Below are 18,221 nucleotides of genomic sequence, written 5' to 3'. Positions count from 1 at the left end.
CGATCCGGGCCGATCCGGGGGGCCCAGGCCCGGTCAGCGGCCGAGGCCGGCGAGGTCGAGCAGGAAGGCGTACTCGAAGGCGGTCTCCCGGTAGCGGCGGTAGCGACCGGAGACGCCGCCGTGGCTGCCCTCCAGGTAGGTGCGGAACAGGAGGAGGTTGTCGTCGGTCCTGGTCGCCCGGAGCTTGGCGACCCACTTCGCCGGCTCCCAGTACTGCACCTGGGAGTCGGCCAGCGAGGTGGTGACGAGCAGGTTGGGGTAGCCCTTGGCCTCGACGTTGTCGTAGGGGGAATAGGACCGCATGTATTCGTAGTAGATCGGGTCGTCGGGGTTGCCCCACTCGTCGTACTCGAAGGTGGTCAGCGGGATGCTCGGGTCGAGCATGGTGGTGACCACGTCGACGAACGGGACCGCGGCGATGACGCCCCGGAACAGCCCCGGCCTCAGGTTGATGACCGCCCCCATCAGCAGCCCCCCGGCGCTGCCGCCCTGGGCGAAGAGGCGGTCGGGGACGGCGTATCCCTCGGCGATCAGGTGCTCGGCGCAGGCGATGAAGTCGGTGAACGTGTTCATCTTGTTGAGCAGCTTGCCGTCCTCGTACCAGGAGCGGCCGAGTTCCTGCCCGCCCCGGACGTGGGCGATGGCGAAGGCGAAGCCGCGGTCGAGCAGGCTCAGGCGGGCGGAGTCGAACGAGGCGTCGAGGCTGTTGCCGTACGACCCGTAGCCGTAGAGCAGCAGCGGGCGGCTGCCGTCCTTCGGGAAGCCCTCCTTGGAGACGATCGAGATCGGGACCTCGGTCCCGTCCCCGGCGACGGCGAGGAGGCGCTCGGTGGTGTAGTCGCCGGGGTCGAAGTCGCCGAGCACCTCGTCTCGCTTGACCACGGTCGACTCCCGGGCGTCGAGGTCGTAGTCGATCGAGGAGACGGGGGTGGTCAGCGACGTGTAGATGTAGCGGAGCGTGGTGGTGTCGATCTCGTGGTTCGGGCCGATCCGGGCGGTGTAGGCCGGCTCGCCGAAGTCGACCTCGAAGGGCTCGGCCTCGTCGCCCCGGGGGCGGACGACGAGCCGGACCAGGCCGTCCCGGCGCTCCTCGGTGACGAGGTGGCCGGCGAACAGCTCGAACCCTTCGAGGAAGACGTCGTCCCGGCCGGGGACGACCTCCGACCAGTGCTCCTTGCCGGGCGAGGAGACGGGGGCGGTCATCAGCCGGAAGTTGGGGGCGTCGAGGTTGGTGCGGAGGTAGAAGGCGTCGCCGAGGTGGTCGACCGAGTACTCCAGGTTGCGCTCGCGGGGCTGGACGACGGCGAAGGTGCCGGTCGGGTCGTCGGCGTCGAGGAACCGGGACTCCGTGCTCAGGGTCTGGCTGGAGGTGATGAGGAGGTATTCGTCGGACTTGGTCCGGGAGACGAAGCAGGAGAACTCCTCGTCCCCTTCCTCGAAGACGAGCACGTCGTCGGCCGGGTCGGTGCCGAGCACGTGGCGGTAGATGCGGTATGAGCGGAGGGTCTGGGGGTCCTGCTTGGAGTAGAAGATCGTCTCGTTGTCGTTCGCCCAGGCGACGTTGCCGGTGACCTGGGCGAGTTCGTCGTCGAGGAACGCGCCCGACTCCAGATCCTTGAAGCGGACGGTGGCGATCCGGCGGCCGGTGGTGTCGGTGGCGAAGGCGATCAGGGTGCCGTCGGGGCTGACCTCGGTGCGGCCGAGCGAGAAGTAGGCGTGCCCCTCGGCCAGCTCGTTCTCGTCGAGGAGGACCTCCTCCTCGGCGTCGAGCGAGCCCCGCTTGCGGACGAGCACGGGGTACTGCCGGCCGGCCTCGTACTTCGAGGCGTAGTAATACCCGTCGTCGAAGACGGGGGCCGTGGCGTCGTCCTCCTTGATCCGGGCGACGATCTCGTCGTAGAGCGCCTCCCGGAGCGCCTCGGTGTGGGAGAGCATGGCGGCGGTGTAGGCGTTCTCGGCCTCCAGGTGGGCGATGACGTCGGGGTCGTCCCGCTCTCGGAGCCAGTAGTAATTGTCGACCCGGACGTCGCCGTGCAGCTCCAGGCGGTGGGGGATCACCCGGGCGACGGGGGGCGTCGGGGGGGCGTCCTGGGCGGGGGCGATCGCGGGGAGGAGCAGGACGCCGAGCAGGGACGCGGTTCGGGCGCTCACGGTCGGGCTCCGGTCGGTCGCGGGGAGTCGGGTCGGCCGGCGTCGGGAGGGGGAGAGGGCCGGCGGGCGGTCCTCGACGATAGCACGGCCCCGACGCGCGGCGGAAGGGCCCGGGGACGACGCCCGAGCGGCGGGAGGAGGGGCCGGTCCCGCCCCCCCATCACTGGTGGACCCAGCCGCCTCGGATCAGCCAGCCGTCGACGTGACGGCGCCGGGGGTCGTGGTGCGTCCGGTGGATGACGCCCCCCTCGGGGTTCCACTCGTACGCGCCGGAGAACCGGACGAGGTCGCCCACCCGGAGCGGGTCGACCCGGGGGGCGAGGTCGATGTTGTGCGCCACCAGGAGCGTCTGCCCCGAGGCCAACCGGAGGATGAACCGCTGGTGCCTGCGGCCGTCGCGGTCGTCGGCCAGGACCCGGACGACCCGGCCCTCGCCTTGCACCTGGAGGCCGCCCCGGCGGTGCTCGAAGGCGGAGGCGAGGATGCGGTCGGATCCGCTCGGAGCCTCGGCGGCCCCGGGGGGTCGGCCGTCGGCCGCCCCGGCGTCGACGACCGGCGAGGGGAGGAAGGCAGCGGGGTCGATCGTGCCGAGGCCGGCGCCGATCGCGACGATCGCGAGGGGGATCAGCTTTTTCATGGGGATCGTGCCGCCTCGATCCGAAGGTGCCATCCAGGAAAACCTAGGCCACCCGAAGGCCACCGGGCCGAGAACCGGGGACGCCGACACTCGGTCTCGGCGAGACGCTTCCTGGGGCGGATGCCGCGGCGAGGCCTCCCGGGCGGGAAAGAATCTCCGACGAAATTTCCCCCCCGGTGTCGATCGGGCCCGTCCCCGATCGATCATCGGGTGGCGTGAGAATGGGGGTCGAATTCGACCCGAACCCGGATCCTCTCCGTCAGGAGAATCGAAAATGACGCGACGACTGGTGGTCATCCCGGCGCTGGTGCTTGCCCTCCGGCTTTCCGCCTTCGGCGACGACACCGCCGTCCAGCCGCCGCCGGCGCCCACGAATCCGGCCCTGGAGGCGATGAAGGCGCTGGAAGGCACCTGGCTGACGACGGACGCCGACGGCAACCCCACCGACCAGGTCGCCTCGATCATCAAGGTGACCGCGGGGGGCAGCGCGGTGCACGAGACGAGCTTCCCCGGACAGCCGATGGAGATGATCTCGATCTACACGGTCGACGGGCCCGACCTCGTCATGACCCACTACTGCATGCTGGGCAACCAGCCGAGGCTGAGGGCCGACGGGGACTCCTCGACCGGCCAGATCCGCTTCCGGTTCGACGGCGGGGGCAACCTGGACCCGTCGAAGGACACGCACATGCACGAGGCCACCCTCACGATCATCGACGAGGACCACATCCAGGTGGACGGCGTCGCCTGGGAGAACGGCGGCCCCGCCGAGGAGATGTGCGGCTGCATGAAGCTCGTGCGGAAGAAGTAAGACACCGAGTCCGGTCGACACGATCGAGCCGAAAGCAGGGCCCCCCGGGGTGGTCACCTCGACCACGCCGGGGGGCGAACCGCGTCGCGTCTTCCGTCGGGCGAATGGCCCGCGTGACGGCCCCGATTGGGCGGCCACCGAGGCCCCCGGACCCTCCCGCGACGCCCGACCGCCCCGGGACGCGGGTGGTCCCGGGCTACTTCTTGCGGACCATTTCGAGCCCGCCGCTGAAGTTGCCGGTCTGGATGGCGCAGACGAGCCGTCGCTCCTGGTCGGAGTTGAACGTCAGGCGGCTCGACCAGTACCGGCGCATGCTCTCCCGGGTGCGCAGCTCGCGGGGCAGGTTGGCCGAGCCGCCCTGGTCGAACATGAAGTTGGTCCGATCCTCCGTGTGTTCCAGCTTCGCCATGATGTGGCCCAGCTCGTGGACCGCGGTGTTGGCGACGAACCGGGCGAACTCGGGCTCGCCGTTCTCGAAGACGTGCTCGAGCTGGGAGGTGTGCTCGAGGTGCCGGGGGCCGTGCGGGTCTTCCCAGTTCATGGGGTCCCGGGGGTCGCCCTGGGACTCGCCGCAGACCCGCAATTCCTCGTGGGCCCCCACGTAGACGGACTCGCCCGCCTCGTCGCCCAGGATGGAGAGGCCACCACACGGTTTCTTCCCGCGCCCGCCGGGCTCGAAGGTGATGCTCAGCTCCCCCGACCGCTCCAGGATCCGCTGCTGGACGATCCGCAGCTCCCGGCCCGCCCGGTTCGCCAGGGGGGCGATCACCTCCCGGATGTGCTCCACCATGGCCCAGGTCGGGCGGACCCGATGGGCGTCCACCAGGACGAGGGTGAGCACCCGGGCGATCTGCAGGTGCAGCTCGACCGAGCGGTCCTCCTCGGACTCCAGGTCCGCGCTCAGGGGGGCGGACTCCCCGATGAACTCGGTCCGGACCTGGTCGTCGGGCACCCGGGCCTCTTTCAGGTACCGGGCGACCGCCTCGACGCGACGCCTGGACCACTGCATGTTCACCGAGTCCGAGCCGGACCGGCTGGCACGCCCGACCAGGCGGATCCGGTGTTCCGGGTTCCGCTCGAGGATCTTGACGAGCCGATCGAGCAGGCCCTTGTGCAGCGTCTTCAGGCCGCAGCCGCCGACGTCGAAGTTGTACAGCAGGAACGCCGTCGGGCATCCCTGGCGGCTCGTCTCCAGCGGCCGAATCTTCCCCTCTCCCGTGGCCCGTGACATCGTTCGCGTTCCTTTCCGGCCCGCGCCGGGTCTCCGCACCGGGGGCCGACACGAGGCCCCGATTTCCCTGGGAACTCCCTCGAGAGACGGCGACCGAGACACATGTGGAGTCGTGAGGACGCCGCCGCCGCCGACACTCGCACTCGCGCGGCGCGTCCTCGACGCGAACGCCGAGGCCGTCGAGCGGGGGGCGTCGCGGCGACGCACCGCCCGCGGTGCGGTGCGTCGCCGCGTCCGCAAGGCACTCGACCCGCCGCCGTCCAGGGCGTCTCGCGGTCGAACGTCGTGGACCCGGGCCCCGCTCCTCGTACCGCCGACTTCGAGGCCGGCGTGACCGCTCCCGGGGGCCGAAAATCGCCCCCTGAGGCTGCCCGCGAAATCGAACCAACTCCCGTCACGGCCCGTATTTAGAGGAGGGAAACGGGGGACCAGAGACGCCGGCCGTGGGGGCCGGTTCAGCGAGGCGAGGACCGATGCGACGACTCGAGAATTACGTCCGGAAGTACGGGCCGGTTGCCGGCCCGAAGCTCTACCACCTGCTCCAGAGCCAGGCGGCGCACGCCGGCGTCAGCGCCAGGCTGCGGAAGAAGATCGCGGCGATGCAGGGGCGGGTCGCGGAGACGCCCCGAAGGCCGGAGCCGCGACCGCTGCCGCTGTTCCCGGAGGCCGACGAGCCGGCCGGGCTGGTCGCGGTCGAGTAAGTGCGATCGCGGCGTGACGAATCGGCGAAGGCCCGGCCGCCCCCGGCCTGGCCCCGATGGGGGCCCCCCGGGCGTCACGGCCCGAGTCGTCACGGGCATCCGGCCGGGACGGCCCCGCGACGGCTCAGCCCCGCCACTCGGCGTACCAGGAGGCGTCCTCGTAGGCGGCGTTCAGCGCGACCATCGCCGCGAGGTCGCCGCCCCGGTCGGGGTGCAGGAGGAAGGCCTTCCTCCGGTAGGAGGCCTTGATCTCGGCGAGCGAGGCGGCGGTCGAGAGACCGAGCGTGGCGAACGCGACCGACGGGATCCCGGCGGGCCAGGATGCCGCCCTCGCCCGCTCCCGCGCGCGCCGCTCCTCCTCCTCCCTCCTGAGCAGGAGGTCGTCGGCGTCGGCCGCGATCCCGCCGGAGGTGACGCCGTGGAGGAGGAACCGGGCCCGGGCCTTGCGGTCCGAGAGCACGTCCGCCGCATTCGCGGCCCAGCGCCCGGCGACGGCCCGGAGCGTGGGATTGGTCGCGAGCCGGTCGAGGAAGGCGGCCTCGGCCGCGTCGCGGTCCCGGTACTGGCCGAGGTGCAGGACGATCCGGCTCCGAATACGGCCCTTGGGCCGGTGCTGCTCGACGACCACCCAGATGATCCGGTCGTCCTGCTCGACGGCCATCAGCAGCATCGCGGCGGCACTCCCGGCGGTCGATCGGCCCCCGGGGGCCAGTCTAGCCGACGCACGGCGGGCCGTCGATCTGGGCTTCCATGCCGGGCGCCGCCGGCCCGGGCGGCGCCGGGCCGCCGATCGGTCGCGCCTCGTCGGTCGGGGCGAAGGGCCCCGGGGATCAGGCCTCGGAGACGAGGATGAGCATGGAACGGGGGGCGAGGCGGTAGCGGTGCAGGAGGGGGATGGTGGGGCCCTCGTCGAGGTCCAGCGCGTCCTCGGGGGAGGGCAGCGCGGTGTCGACGGTCCGTCGCCAGCGGCGGCCGGAGGGGGAGGCGGGGATGGTGAAGACGAGGGGCTGGTGGTAGGCGTTGCAGGCGATGTAGAGGTCGCGGTCGACCACGCCGGGGCGGTCGCAGCGCCGGCCGTCGAGGGCCATCGCCAGGGAGCGGGAGTTCCAGCCGAAGTCGGGCTCGCCGGGCTCGACGCCGTGCCAGACCACGTCGGGCGGGTGGCCGGAGCCGCCGCGCTTCAGGAAGGTCTTGCGGCGGAGGGCGGGATGCCGCTTCCGGAGGGCGATGAGCTGGCGGACGAACCGGAGGAACTCCGCGTTCTCGTCGGCCAGCGACCAGTCGACCCAACTCGTCTCGTTGTCCTGGCACCAGGCGTTGTTGTTGCCGCCCTGGGTGCGGAGGAACTCGTCACCCCCCAGCAGCATGGGGACGCCCTGGCTGACCATCAGCGTGGCGACGAGGTTGCGGGCCTGGCGGGCGCGGAGGGCCCGGACGGAGGCGTTGTCGGTGGGGCCCTCGACGCCGCAGTTCCAGGAGCAGTTGTCGTTGTGGCCGTCGCGGTTGTCCTCGCCGTTGGCGAGGTTGTGCTTCTGGTTGTAGGAGACGAGGTCGCAGAGGGTGAAGCCGTCGTGGCAGGTGATGAGGTTGACCGAGTGGAGGGGGCCGCGGTCGGCGTAGAGGTCCTCGCTGCCGCAGAGCCGGGTGGCGAGCAGGGGGACCTGGCCGCTGTCCCCCTTCCAGAAGCGCCGGACGTCGTCGCGGTAGTGGCCGTTCCACTCCGACCAGCGGGCGCCGCCGGGGAAGCTGCCGACCTGGTAGAGCCCGGCGGCGTCCCAGGGCTCGGCGATGAGCTTGGTGTCGCGGAGCAGGGGGTCCTCGCTGATCATCTCGACGACGGGGGGCTCGACGAGGACGTGCCCCTTCTTGTCGCGGCCGAGGACCGAGGCGAGGTCGAAGCGGAAGCCGTCGACGTGGGCCTCGGCCACGAGGTTGCGGAGGCAGGCGAGGATGAGGTTGCGGACCACCGGGTGGTTGCTGTTGACGGTGTTGCCGCAGCCGGTGAAGTTGTGGTAGCGGCCGAAGTCGTCGACGAGGTAATAGAGGCCGTTGTCGAGGCCGCGGAAGCTGTAGGTGGGGCCGCCGTCGCCCCCCTCGGCGGTGTGGTTGAAGACGACATCGAGGACGACCTCCAGGCCGGCGTCGTGGAAGGCGCGGACGGCCCGGCGGAACTCCTCCCAGGGGGCGGTCCGCTCGGGGTTGTGCGCGTACGCGGCCTTGGGGGCGGCGTAGGCGATCGTGTTGTAGCCCCAGAAGTTGCGGTTGCGCTCGCCGGTGTACGGGTTGACGAAGGGGCAGTCGGTCTCGTCGAACTCGTCGATGGGGAGCAGCTCGACGCCGGTGACGCCGAGCCATTTCAGGTACTCGATCTTCTCGGCCAGGCCGGAGAAGGTGCCGGGGTGGCGGACGCCGGAGCTGCGGTGCGCGGTGTAGCCCCGGACGTGGATCTCGTAGAGGATCGAGTCCTCGAGCGGGATGCGGGGGTGGAGGTCGTTGATGCGGTCGACCTCGGTGGGCATGATCAGGCTGAGCCGGGGCAGGGTGCCGGTCTGTCCCCAGGGGGTGCCGCAGGAGAGGGCCCGGCAGGCGGGGTCGAGCAGGATCTTGGCCGGGTCGTAGCGGTGGGGGCCGCCGTGGGGGCCGTCGACCCGGTAGCCGTAGCAGAAGTCGTCGGGCAGGCCGTCGACCCGGACGTGCCAGTGGTCGCCGGTCCGGTTGAGGCGGGGGTCGAGCGGGATCTCGGACCGGACGGCGCCGTCGCAGGGCTCGCAGAGGACGAGGCTGACCGAGGTGGCGTGCCGGCAGATGAGCACGAAGTTGATGCCGCCGCCCAGGCGGTTGGCGCCCAGGGGCAGGGGCTCTCCCCGGGCGATGGTCAGGGGGTGGTCGCGGAATCGGTCGCTGGCCAGGGCCCCGTTCCGGATCGGGGCGTGCTCCGTCGTCGTCGACATGGCGGTGGGCGATCCCCTGCCTCAGGTCGGCCCGTCCCGGGCGCGACGCGAACGCCGACGCCCCCCGGGCGGTCGGGGGAACAGTACGCCCCGGACGCCGATCGGTCAACGCGACTTGCCGATGGCCTCATGCGACCGCGCCCCGACGCGCCCGGCCGGCCCGGTCACCGCCTGCGGAACAGCCCGTGCGTCTTGTGCCCGGGGGACGGCCGGTTGAAGCGGAGCAGGTCGAGCGGGGACCGGGCGTAGGGGCTCGGCTCCAGGTTCGGCCGGGGTCGGCTGGCGGCGGCCGAGTTGAAGATGGGGGAGTAGTAGGGGGAGGGGCCGTTGCTGAGGTCGGTCGGGTAGGCCCAGATCGGCGAGTACCCGGCATAGGGGCCGGAGTACGCGTAGTCGGAGCTGGCCCCGAAGAACCACTGGCCCCGGGCCGGGGCCGACGGGGAGAGGACCAGGGCGAGGCCGCAGAGCGCGGCGAGTCGGAAGGGGAGGCGCATGGGAGAGGTCCCGCGTCGGGAGGGCAGGACCGGCCTCGCGTGCCTCCTCATCGCCCTCGCCGATCCGACGACCGGGGCCGCTCCGTCCTCTCGCCCCGACGCCCAAGCATAGCACCCGCCCGGGGGCAGGGCCTCAGGAGGGCCCTCCCGGATGCCCCCGGGGGGTCGAGTCGCCCCGGCCGGACCGGATGGACGCCCACCCGGCGAGGATCAGCACCACCCCCGAGGCGAGGAAGGCGAAGTCCCAGGCCGACACGCCGAGCGCCTCGACGACGTGGTGGACCCCGAGGAGGTGGTGGTCGATGAGCCCCTCGACGAGGTTGAACAGCCCGGCGCCGAGCAGCAGCGAGCCGACGAAGGTCCGGGTCGACCAGGGGACGTCCGCCCTCAGCCCGGCCCGCCAGAGCAGGGCCAGGCCGAGGGCCGTCATCGCCCAGGTGAAGGCGTGGAAGAGGCCGTCCCAGGCCATGTTGATCTCGGCGCTGACCAGATCCGTGACCGGCCTCCTCGCCGAGATCATGTTGTGGAGCTGGAGGATCTGGTGGAAGAGGATGCCGTCGACGAAGCCCCCCATGCCGACGCCGAGCAGCGTCCCGGCCGAGATCAGGGGCCCGCGGTTGGTGCGGCCTGCCATGTCGGCCATGTCGGCCACCTCGGGGGTCAGGAGGATTCGGGACCCGTCGCCGGGCCCGGCCCCGGGGGGCCTCCCCGACGGGCGGGCAGGCCGAAGTGGAGGGCGGCGGCGACGCCGAGGAAGATCCCGAACGGCAGGGCCGTGGCCAGCACGTTGCGGCCCAGGTCCTCGTCGGCGAGGCCGGCCCTCACCCGCCGGCCCGTCTCCCGGTCGCAGACCGGGCACGCGTCGGCCGGCGCCGAGGCCGCCAGGAGGGCGAGGAGGAGGCAGGACAACCGTCGATGGCCCATCGGATCTCCCCCGGTTGATCGGATCGACGACCGGGCCGCCCCGCGGCGTCCCCCCGTTCTACGGGATCCGAGGGCGGGACGCCAGGAGCCCCGCCCGGTCCGGGTCAGGTCGGGTCGCCGAGGTCGAGCAGGGCGTCGACGGCCCTCGCGGTCATCGCCGCCGAGGCCGATCGGGCGGGCACGTTGACGACCTGGACGAAGTCGCCGCCGGCCCGGGAGTCGAGGTTGCCGTCCAGGAAGGCCGGGGGGGCGCCGGGGCCGGTCCGGGACCGGAGGCCGCCGGGGGCCAGGCCGACCAGGGTCAGGCGGAAGGAGGAGCCGGCGGGCAGGGGGGAGGCGGGGGTGATCGAGACGAGCCGGGCCACCTCATCATAGGTGATCGACGCCAGGGCGATCGGCCCGGAACCCCCGATCGGCTCGATGGCGTAGTTGGCCGGGTTCAGGGTGACGGAGGCGTCCCGGGAGAGGTAGCCGTTGATCCGGACGTCGACCCGGGTCAGCACTCCGGTGGCCGGGTCGACGATCGGGATCACCCCCTCGACGAACGGGCCGGAGGCGATGGTCCGGGTCCGGGTCTGGGCGGTGGTGTTGCCCCTCAGGTCGTTGGTGGGGGCGATCGTGTTGGCGCCGTCGAGGACCTGGTTGAGCAGGATGCCGGTGCCCAGGCCGTTGGGGTCGCCGAAGCCGTTGGCCAGCGGCCCGAGGTTGCCGGCGATGTCGGGGCCGATCCGGTTGCCGCCGACGAAGTTGCCCACGGCGTTGAACGCGGTGAGGTTCAACCCGACCTGGACGTTGCCGCCGATCAGGTTGTCGACGACGGCGTTGCCGGGGGCGTCGCTGAGGAAGACGCCCTGGTAGTTCGGCACCCGGGCCGTGCCGGAGGCGTCCGAGCCGATCCGGTTGCCGGCCACGACGTTCCCCGAGGTGACCGCGCCCTCGGCCGAGGGCGACGGGACGATCGCCGGGCCGGCGTCGGTGGCGACGGTCTGGGCGTTGATCGTGTCGGCGTTGAGGATCTGGACGCCGACCTCGGTGTTGCCCGAGAGGAGGTTGCCGCCGCCGTCGGCGTCGGCGAACGAGCCGAGGCCGATCTGGTTGTTCGAGGCGCCGTAGACGAAGACCCCCTGGCGGTTGGGGACGGCGGCGTCCCCGGCGGCATTGGTGCCGATGTAATTCCCCGCCACCACGTTGCCGGCGGCCGGGGCCCGGGGCCCCTCGAAGGCGAGGCTGGTCAGGCGGACGCCCGCCTCCAGGTTGCCCGAGATGACGTTCCGGGAGGAGGCGCCGAGGCCGCCGATCGTGTTGCCGGAGGAGTTCAGGACGATCACGCCGTCGCCGTTGGGCAGGGGAGACGTCCCGTCGGGATTGGTGCCGATCCGGTTGCCGACCAGGACGTTGCCGCCCGACCGGTCCCGGACGTAGACGCCGATCCGGTTGCCCGAGATCTGGTTCCCCTGGCCGCCCCCCGTGCCGCCGATCGAGTTGGCCGAGGCCCCCCCGGCGATGACGACGCCGTCGTTGCGGGGGTCGAAGGTGGTGCGGTTGCCGGGGGAGGGGGTGCCGTCGGCCGGGAACTCGGGGTCTCGCTGGCGGACACCCCCGAGGTTGGGGTCGAGCGACCGGGCGCCGGGGCGGTCGGTGCCGATCCGGCTGCCGAGGACCTGGTTGCCGGTGGCCCCCGGGCCGTCGATCCGGACGTTGCCCCGGATGTCGCCCGCCCCGTTGGCGGAGACGACGGAGTCGAGCACGGAGTTCCGCGAGGCGTTGAGCAGCAGGATGCCCGAGAGGCCGTTGCCCAGGCCGACGGTGCCGGCCGCGTCGGTGCCCACCAGGCCCTCGGCCACCACGTTGCCCGAGGCCCCGGCGATGCCGACCCCGAAGCCCCGGTTGCCCGAGGTCACGTTCCCCCGCATCAGGTTGTTCGAGGCCCCGGCGATCAGGATGCCGCTGCCCTGGTTCCCGAGCCGGGCGGACCCGGTGCGGTCCGTGCCGATCAGGTTGCCGGCCAGGGTGTTGTTGGGGGAGTCGTTGATCAGCTTCACGCCGTCCAGCAGGTTCGCCGAGATGACGTTGGCCGAGAGGGTGTTGCCCCCGGCGCCGTCGAGGTGGACGCCGTCGCTGGCGTTGCCGAGCGGGGAGGAGCCGGACCGGTCGGTGCCGACGAGGTTCTCCGCCAGCAGGTTGCCCGACGAGCCCCCCCGCAGCTCGACGCCGTAGAGCCCGTTGGCCGAGACGACGTTGGCCGAGAGGGTGTTGCCCGAGGCGGCGAAGACCATCACGCCGTGCAGGGCGTTGGGCCTGGCCCGGGTGCCCCCGGGGTCGACGCCGATCAGGTTGCCCGAGAGCACGTTGCCCGAGGTGCCGGCCAACGCGGCGCCGAAGCCCCGGTTGCCCGAGAGGACGTTGGCGTCGAGCGTGTTGCCGTCGGCCCCGACGATCAGGACGCCGCTGAGGTTGCCCCTCGTCACCGCCCCGCCCTCGCCGGCCAGGCCGACGAGGTTCCCCGACAGCAGGTTGCCCGAGGCGCCGTTGAGCAGCACGACGCCGTCGCCGAGGTTGCCGGCCACGGTGTTGGCCCGGAGGGTGTTGCCGGGGGCGCCGTCGAGGAAGACGCCCCGGGCGTTGCCCAGGCCGCCCGAGCCGGACTCGTCGGTGCCGATCAGGTTCCCCTCGACGAGGTTCCCCGAGGCGCCGGGGCCGATGAGCTGGAGGCCGTCCCCCAGGTGCCCGGCGACGAGGTTGCCGTCGACGACCCGGTTGCCCGGGGCGTCGAGGATCACCAGGCCGACCCGCTGGGTGCCCAGGGGGGCCGACCCGGCCAGGTCGGTGCCGATCAGGTTCCCGGAGACGACGTTGCCCGAGGCCCCGGGCCCGGCGACCGCGACGCCGAACGCACCGTTGCCGGAGATCAGGTTCGCCCGGCCGCCGAGGGTGTTGTCGGGGGCGTCGGAGATCCGGACCCCGGAGGAGCCGTTGCCGAGCGCCCGGCCCCCGGCGGCGTCGGTGCCGATGAGGTTGCCGGAGAGGACGTTGCGGGTCGCCCCCCCGGCCAGGACCACGCCGTCCCGGGAGTTGCCCGAGACGACGTTGCCGGCCGCGGCCACCTCGCCGCCGATCGTGTTGGCCGAGGCGCCGTCGAGCAGGGCGATGCCGTCCCCCGAGTTGCCCAGCGGGGCGGCCCCGGTGGCGGCCAGGCCGATGACGTTGCCGGCGACGAGGTTCCCCGAGGCGCCCGGCCCCCGGATCTCGATCCCCGAGCCGAGGTTCGCCGAGACGATGTTCCCCTCGGCCGCCACCGGCCCGCCGACGAGGTTGCCGGGGGCGTCCTCGACGAGGATCCCCCCGGCGGCGTTGCCCCGGCCGAGCAGGCCCGCGTCCCCGGTGCCGACCCGGTTCGACTGGACGAAATTCGTCGTCGCCCCGGGGCCGACCAGCGCGACGCCGAAGCCGCCGTTGGCCGATGCGAGGTTGCTGCCGATCGTGTTGCGGGCCGCGTCGACGACCCGGACGCCGTCCCCCCCGTTGCCGACCGGGGTCGAGCCGTCGGGGCCGAGGCCGATGAAGTTGCCGGCCACCGCGTTCTCGGTCCCGCCGCCGCCGGCCCCCTCGATCCGGACGCCGTCGCCGCGGTTGCCCGAGAGGACGTTGCCGTCGCCGATCGCGTTGTTGGTGGATCCCCCGGTGACCAGCACGCCGACCGAGTTCCCCAGGGCGATCGTCCCGGCCCGGTCGGTGCCGATCCGGTTGCCGGCGACGATGTTCAGCGAGGCGCCCGCCCCGGCGACCCGGACCCCGGCCCCGGCGTTCCCGGAGATGACGTTGCGCAGGCCGTCGGCGTTGCCGCCGATCGTGTTCATCATGCTCGAGGAGATCCGGACGCCGTCCCCGCCGTTGCCGAGGCCGCCCGTCCCGGTCGCGTCGGTGCCGATGAGGTTGGCCCGGGCCGAGGTCATCGGGGCGGAGATCGCCAGGCCGTCGCCGAGGTTGCCCGAGAGGACGTTGCCCACCCCCGCCACCCCGACCGAGTTGCCCGAGGCGGCGATCCGGACCCCGGCCACGGCGTTGCCGACGCGGGAGGAGCCCCCGGCGTCCGTGCCGACGAAGTTGCCGAGGATCCAGTTCGCCGAGGCCCCCTCGCCGGTCACGATCACGCCGTCGCCGCCGTTGCCCGAGACGAGGTTCCCCGCCACCAGGGCCCCGGGGGCCCCGTTGGCGGCGCCGATCGTGTTGGCCGAGGCCCGGTCGAGGACGATCCCGGGGCCCTGGTTGCCGAGGCCGGCGGCCCCCGGGGCGTCGGTGCCGACGAAGTTGCCGAGCACGAAGGTGCCCGAGGCGCCGGGGCCCGAGAGCCGGATCCCGGACCCGAGGTTGCCGGAGACGAGGTTGCCGGCGACCAGCGAGGCGGTCGCCCCGTTGGAGGCGCCGATCGTGTTGCCCGGGGCCGCCTCGACCCGGATGCCGTCCCCGGCGTTGCCGACCTCGTCGGATCCCGAGGCGTCGGTGCCGATGAAGTTCCCCAAGGCCAGGTTCGCCGAGGCCCCGCCGCCGATCAGCCGGATCCCGACCCCGAGGTTCCCCGAGACGAGGTTGCCGGCCGTGAGGACCCCGGGCCCGGCGTTGGTGCCGCCGATCGTGTTCGAGGGCCTCCCCTCGACCCGGACGCCGTCGAGCCCGTTGCCGACGGCCGAGGACCCGTCGGCGTCGGTGCCGATGAAGTTGCCCAGCAGCAGGTTCTCCCGGGACTGGTCGCCGAGCACCCGGATCCCCGACCCGCCGTTGCCGGAGACGAGGTTGCCGGCCGTCCGGGTGCCGGGCCCCGCGTTCACCCCGCCGATCGTGTTGCGCGTCGCCCCCCGGGCCAGCAGGACGCCGTCCTGGGCGTTGCCCAGGGCCGAGTCCCCCGAGGCGGTGGTGCCGACCCGATTGCCGAGCACGAGGTTGCCCGAGGTGGTGCCGTCGCCGTCGCCGACGACCACGCCGTAGCTGCGGTTGCCGGAGATGAGGTTGGCCTCCGCCGGTTCGACGCCGCCGATCGTGTTGCCGGACGAGGCGACGACCTGCACGCCGTCGTCGTCGTTGCCCAGCGCGACGGTCCCCGAGGCGTCGGTGCCGATGAAGTTGCCCAGCACCCGGTTGCCGGAGGTCGGGATGCCGGGGGTCGCCAGCAGGTCCCGGATCCGGACCCCGTCCAGGCCGTTGCCGGAGACGAGGTTGCCGGCCACGAGGTTGCCGGAGGCGTCGAAGACGGAGACGCCGTCGGAGCCGTTGCCGACCGCCGCCGAGCCCGACGCATCGGTGCCGATGAAGTTGCCCAGGACCAGGGCGTCCGAGGTCCCCCGCTCCAGCTCGACCCCGTCGCTGCCGTTGCCCGAGATCACGTTGCGGAGGCCCGGCGAGACGCCGCCGATCGTGGTCGACCCGGCCCCGGCCACCTCCACGCCGTCCAGCGCGTTGCCGATCGCGGCCGTCCCGGCCAGGTCGGTGCCGATCCGGTTGCCGGCGATCAGGTTCCCCGACGTCCCGGCGCCGTGCACGGCCACGCCGTCGCCGAGGTTCCCCGAGACGAGGTTGCCGCCGGTGAGCACCGAGGGGTCGGCGTTGGTGCCGCCGATCGTGTTGCCGGTCGCGCCGTCCCGGAGCAGGACGCCGTTGCCGTCCAGCTCGGTCGGGTCGGTGGCGCCGTTCGGCAAGGGGCTGCCGATGCCGTTGCCGATCGGGCCGGTCCCGGCGAGGTTGGTGCCGATCCGGGAGCCGGAGACGGCGTTCGACGGGCTGCCGTCGATCACGACCCCCGCGTGGATGTTCCCCGAGACGAGGTTCCCCTGCCCGACCGTGTTCGCCGAGGCCCCGCCGTCGATCAGCACGCCGATGCCCTGGTCGGCGTCGATCGGGCCGCCGGTCGACGGCGCCCGGCCGTTGGGCACGGCCACGGTGCCGGCCGCGTTGGTGCCGATCCGGTTCCCCAGGGCCAGGTTCCCCGAGACCGCCCCCCCCCGGAGCAGCAGGCCGAGCCGGGCGTTGCCCGAGATCAGGTTCCCCCGGGTCGCCCCCGGCACCGCCTCGTTCGCCCCGCCGATCGTGTTGCCGGAGAGGGATCCTGCCGAGGCGGAGTCGCCGAGCACCGCGACGCCCGCACCCTGGTTCGGGATCGCCCCCGAGCCGGAGGCGTTCGTCCCGGCGTAGTTGCCGACCACCAGGTTGTCCGAGCTGGCCGAGACCGGCTGGCCCTGGCCGTCGAGCAGCAGGGCCAGGCGGATGCCGTCCCCGCCGTTGCCCGAGGCGAGGTTGCCGGCCCGCAGCGCGAACGGCTGCAACCCGATGTTCGCCCCGCCGATCGTGTTGCCGGGGGCGCCGTCGAGCAGGACGCCGTGGATCGAGTTGCCCAGGGCGAGGGTGCCGAGGCGGTCGGTCCCCAGGAAATTGCCGAGCACGACGTTGCCCGAGCTGCCGGCGCCGACGACCCGGACGCCGTTGCGGCCGTTGCCCGAAATCAGGTTGCCGGCCGACAGGACCCCGGCCGAGGCGTTCACGCCGCCGATCGTGTTGTTCGAGGCCCCGGACGAGGCCCCGCCCTCCAGCAGGATGCCGTTCTCGCCGTTGGGGATGGCGGCCGTCCCGGCGGCGTCGGTGCCGATGAGGTTGCCCTGGATCAGGGACCCGGTCGGGCCGTTGCGGAGGCGGATGCCCTGGTTCTCATTGCCCGAGATCAGGTTGCCGACCCCGGCGGCGGCCCCGCCGACGGTGGTGTCCGGGGCGCCGTTGATCTCGATGCCGTCCTCGGTGACGTTGGAGATGGCCGCGGTCCCGGCCGCGTTGGTGCCGATCCGGTTGCCCTGGATGAGGTTCCCCGACGCCCCGGGGCCGATGACGAGGATGCCGTCCCCCCGGTTGCCCGAGATCACGTTGCCGAGCCTCGGGTCGGCGCCGCCGACGGTGTTGCCCGGGGCGTTGTTCAGCTCGACCCCCGAGTCCCCGCTGGGCAGCCCGGCCGAGCCCGTGCGGTCGACGCCGAGGAAGTTGCCGACGACGAGGTTCCCGGAGGTGCCCGGGTCCGCGACCCGGACCTCGTCGTCCCGGTGACCGGCGATCAGGTTGCCGGCCGAGAGGGCGAAGGCCGAGGCGTTCCGTCCGCCGACCGTGTTGCCGGTCGCCCCGTTGCGGAGCCGGACCCCCTGGTTCTCGTTGCCGAGCAGGGCCAAGCCGTCGGCCGTGGTGCCGATCCGATTGCCGGAGACGAGGACTCCGGAGCCGCCGTCGACCTCGACGCCGTTGATGCCGTTGCCCGAGATCAGGTTCCCCTCGCCGGGCGTCGGGCCGCCGACGACGTGCCCCGAGCCGCCGACGATCCGGACCCCGTGGCCCCCGGAGGCCGGATCCCGGAGGGCGACCGTGCCGGAGCGGTCGGTGCCGAGGAAGTTGCCCAGCACGACGGCCCCGGAGGCGCCTTCGAGCCGGATGTTGTCGCCGACGTTCGCCGAGATCACGTTGCCGACCGCCCCGGGGCTGAACGGAGACGCGGTGGCCCCCCCGATCGACACCCCCGAGGCGCCAACGACCCGGACGCCGGCCCCGAAGTTCATGGCGGCGGCCGTCCCGGCGGCGTCGGCCCCGATGTGGTTGCCGACGATCAGGACGTCGGAGGCCTGGACCTCGATGCCGTCGCCGCCGAACCGGCCGATCGCCAGGCCCCGGATCACCGAGCCGGCCGCCCCCGGGGCGAAGGCCAGGCCGTCGGCCATGCCGGCGGTGGAGACGCCGTTGAGGAAGACCACCGGGGTCGGCGAGGCGGGGTTGAAGCCCGGCTGCGTCGCGCCGTCGATGACCAGCGGCGCGGTGACGATCGGCAGGGCCGAGGTGACGGCGATCGTCCGGACGCCCGAGCCGCCGAGGTCGAAGCGGATCGTGTCCGCCTCGGCCGTCAGGTTGGCCAGGGTGATCGCCTCCCGGAGCGTCCCCGCGCCGGAGTCGGCCGTCGAGGTCACGTCGAAGGTCGCCAGCAGCTGCCTCGGCTCCAGCCGCTCGACCCGGAAGCCGCCCCGGGAAGCCCGTCCCGCCGCACCCCGGCGACCTCGTCTGCTGCTCATCGCTGGATCCTCGCTGTGGCCCCCGGCGCCTTGCACGCCGGGGGCGTCGCCGATCGGGGCGAATCCGCCGCCCCGGTTCCCTGGCCTCGCCGCCGACCGGACACGAAGCTACCAATCACCCATGCGAGGATTCAAGGGCTTCGAAAACCTGCCGCGCCGGATATCCAAGCCGGACAGTCTGCCAATTTCGCACAGGCTTCGCAACCACCCCAGGATGCCGATCACGGGCGGCGGGAG

At 73.0% G+C, this 18,221-nt stretch carries 11 protein-coding genes; 2 read left to right on the top strand and 9 right to left on the bottom strand.

All coding sequences use genetic code 11. The annotated features are described in order from the left end of the window. Window positions 1–33 precede the first annotated feature (33 nt). The gene (locus ElP_RS00655) at window positions 34–2,151 is read right to left on the bottom strand and encodes a S9 family peptidase (RefSeq protein ID WP_197446609.1); all 2,118 of its coding nucleotides are present in this window, start codon (window positions 2,149–2,151) and stop codon (window positions 34–36) included. Window positions 2,152–2,311: 160 nt separating this feature from the next. Next, complete coding sequence (locus ElP_RS00650) at window positions 2,312–2,788, bottom strand: DUF3465 domain-containing protein (RefSeq protein WP_145266305.1); 477 nt, start codon at window positions 2,786–2,788, stop codon at window positions 2,312–2,314. A gap of 274 nt (window positions 2,789–3,062) precedes the next feature. On the opposite strand from ElP_RS00650, the gene ElP_RS00645 reads away from it, so the two are divergent. Further along, window positions 3,063–3,599 (top strand): hypothetical protein, encoded by a 537-nt coding sequence (locus ElP_RS00645; RefSeq protein ID WP_145266303.1) that lies wholly within the window; start codon window positions 3,063–3,065, stop codon window positions 3,597–3,599. Window positions 3,600–3,795: 196 nt separating this feature from the next. Here the strand turns inward: ElP_RS00645 and ElP_RS00640 are convergent, their stop codons facing one another. Further along, window positions 3,796–4,830, bottom strand: a complete 1,035-nt coding sequence (locus ElP_RS00640; protein ID WP_145266302.1) for an OmpA family protein — start codon at window positions 4,828–4,830, stop codon at window positions 3,796–3,798. Window positions 4,831–5,303: 473 nt separating this feature from the next. Between ElP_RS00640 and ElP_RS00635 the strand changes: the two genes are divergently transcribed. Next, window positions 5,304–5,531 carry a hypothetical protein gene (locus tag ElP_RS00635; protein ID WP_145266300.1) on the top strand — a complete coding sequence of 76 codons (228 nt, stop codon included), beginning with the start codon at window positions 5,304–5,306 and terminating at the stop codon, window positions 5,529–5,531. Window positions 5,532–5,655: 124 nt separating this feature from the next. On the opposite strand, the gene ElP_RS00630 is transcribed toward ElP_RS00635, so the two are convergent. The 6 genes from ElP_RS00630 to ElP_RS00605 all read right to left on the bottom strand — a co-directional run bounded on the left by ElP_RS00630 (window position 5,656) and on the right by ElP_RS00605 (window position 17,984). Then, complete coding sequence (locus ElP_RS00630; RefSeq protein ID WP_145266298.1) at window positions 5,656–6,201, bottom strand: J domain-containing protein; 546 nt, start codon at window positions 6,199–6,201, stop codon at window positions 5,656–5,658. A gap of 160 nt (window positions 6,202–6,361) precedes the next feature. Next, entirely contained in the window at window positions 6,362–8,482 is a 2,121-nt protein-coding gene (gene glgX / locus ElP_RS00625; RefSeq protein ID WP_145266296.1) for a glycogen debranching protein GlgX, read from the bottom strand. 164 nt (window positions 8,483–8,646) lie between these two features. Next, entirely contained in the window at window positions 8,647–8,976 is a 330-nt protein-coding gene (locus ElP_RS00620; protein ID WP_145266294.1) for a hypothetical protein, read from the bottom strand. 133 nt (window positions 8,977–9,109) lie between these two features. Then, entirely contained in the window at window positions 9,110–9,610 is a 501-nt protein-coding gene (locus ElP_RS00615) for a DUF2243 domain-containing protein (RefSeq protein WP_145278103.1), read from the bottom strand. A 26-nt stretch (window positions 9,611–9,636) separates the two neighbouring features. Beyond that, window positions 9,637–9,900: a hypothetical protein gene (locus ElP_RS00610; RefSeq protein WP_145266292.1), complete on the bottom strand. Its 264-nt coding sequence runs from the start codon at window positions 9,898–9,900 to the stop codon at window positions 9,637–9,639. 104 nt (window positions 9,901–10,004) lie between these two features. Beyond that, the gene (locus ElP_RS00605) at window positions 10,005–17,984 is read right to left on the bottom strand and encodes a right-handed parallel beta-helix repeat-containing protein (RefSeq protein ID WP_145266290.1); all 7,980 of its coding nucleotides are present in this window, start codon (window positions 17,982–17,984) and stop codon (window positions 10,005–10,007) included. Window positions 17,985–18,221 lie beyond the last annotated feature (237 nt).

The organism is Tautonia plasticadhaerens (assembly GCF_007752535.1).
Lineage (GTDB): Bacteria > Planctomycetota > Planctomycetia > Isosphaerales > Isosphaeraceae > Tautonia > Tautonia plasticadhaerens.
Note: the sequence above shows the minus strand (reverse complement) of the source record. Positions and strands in the feature narration are given on the sequence as shown.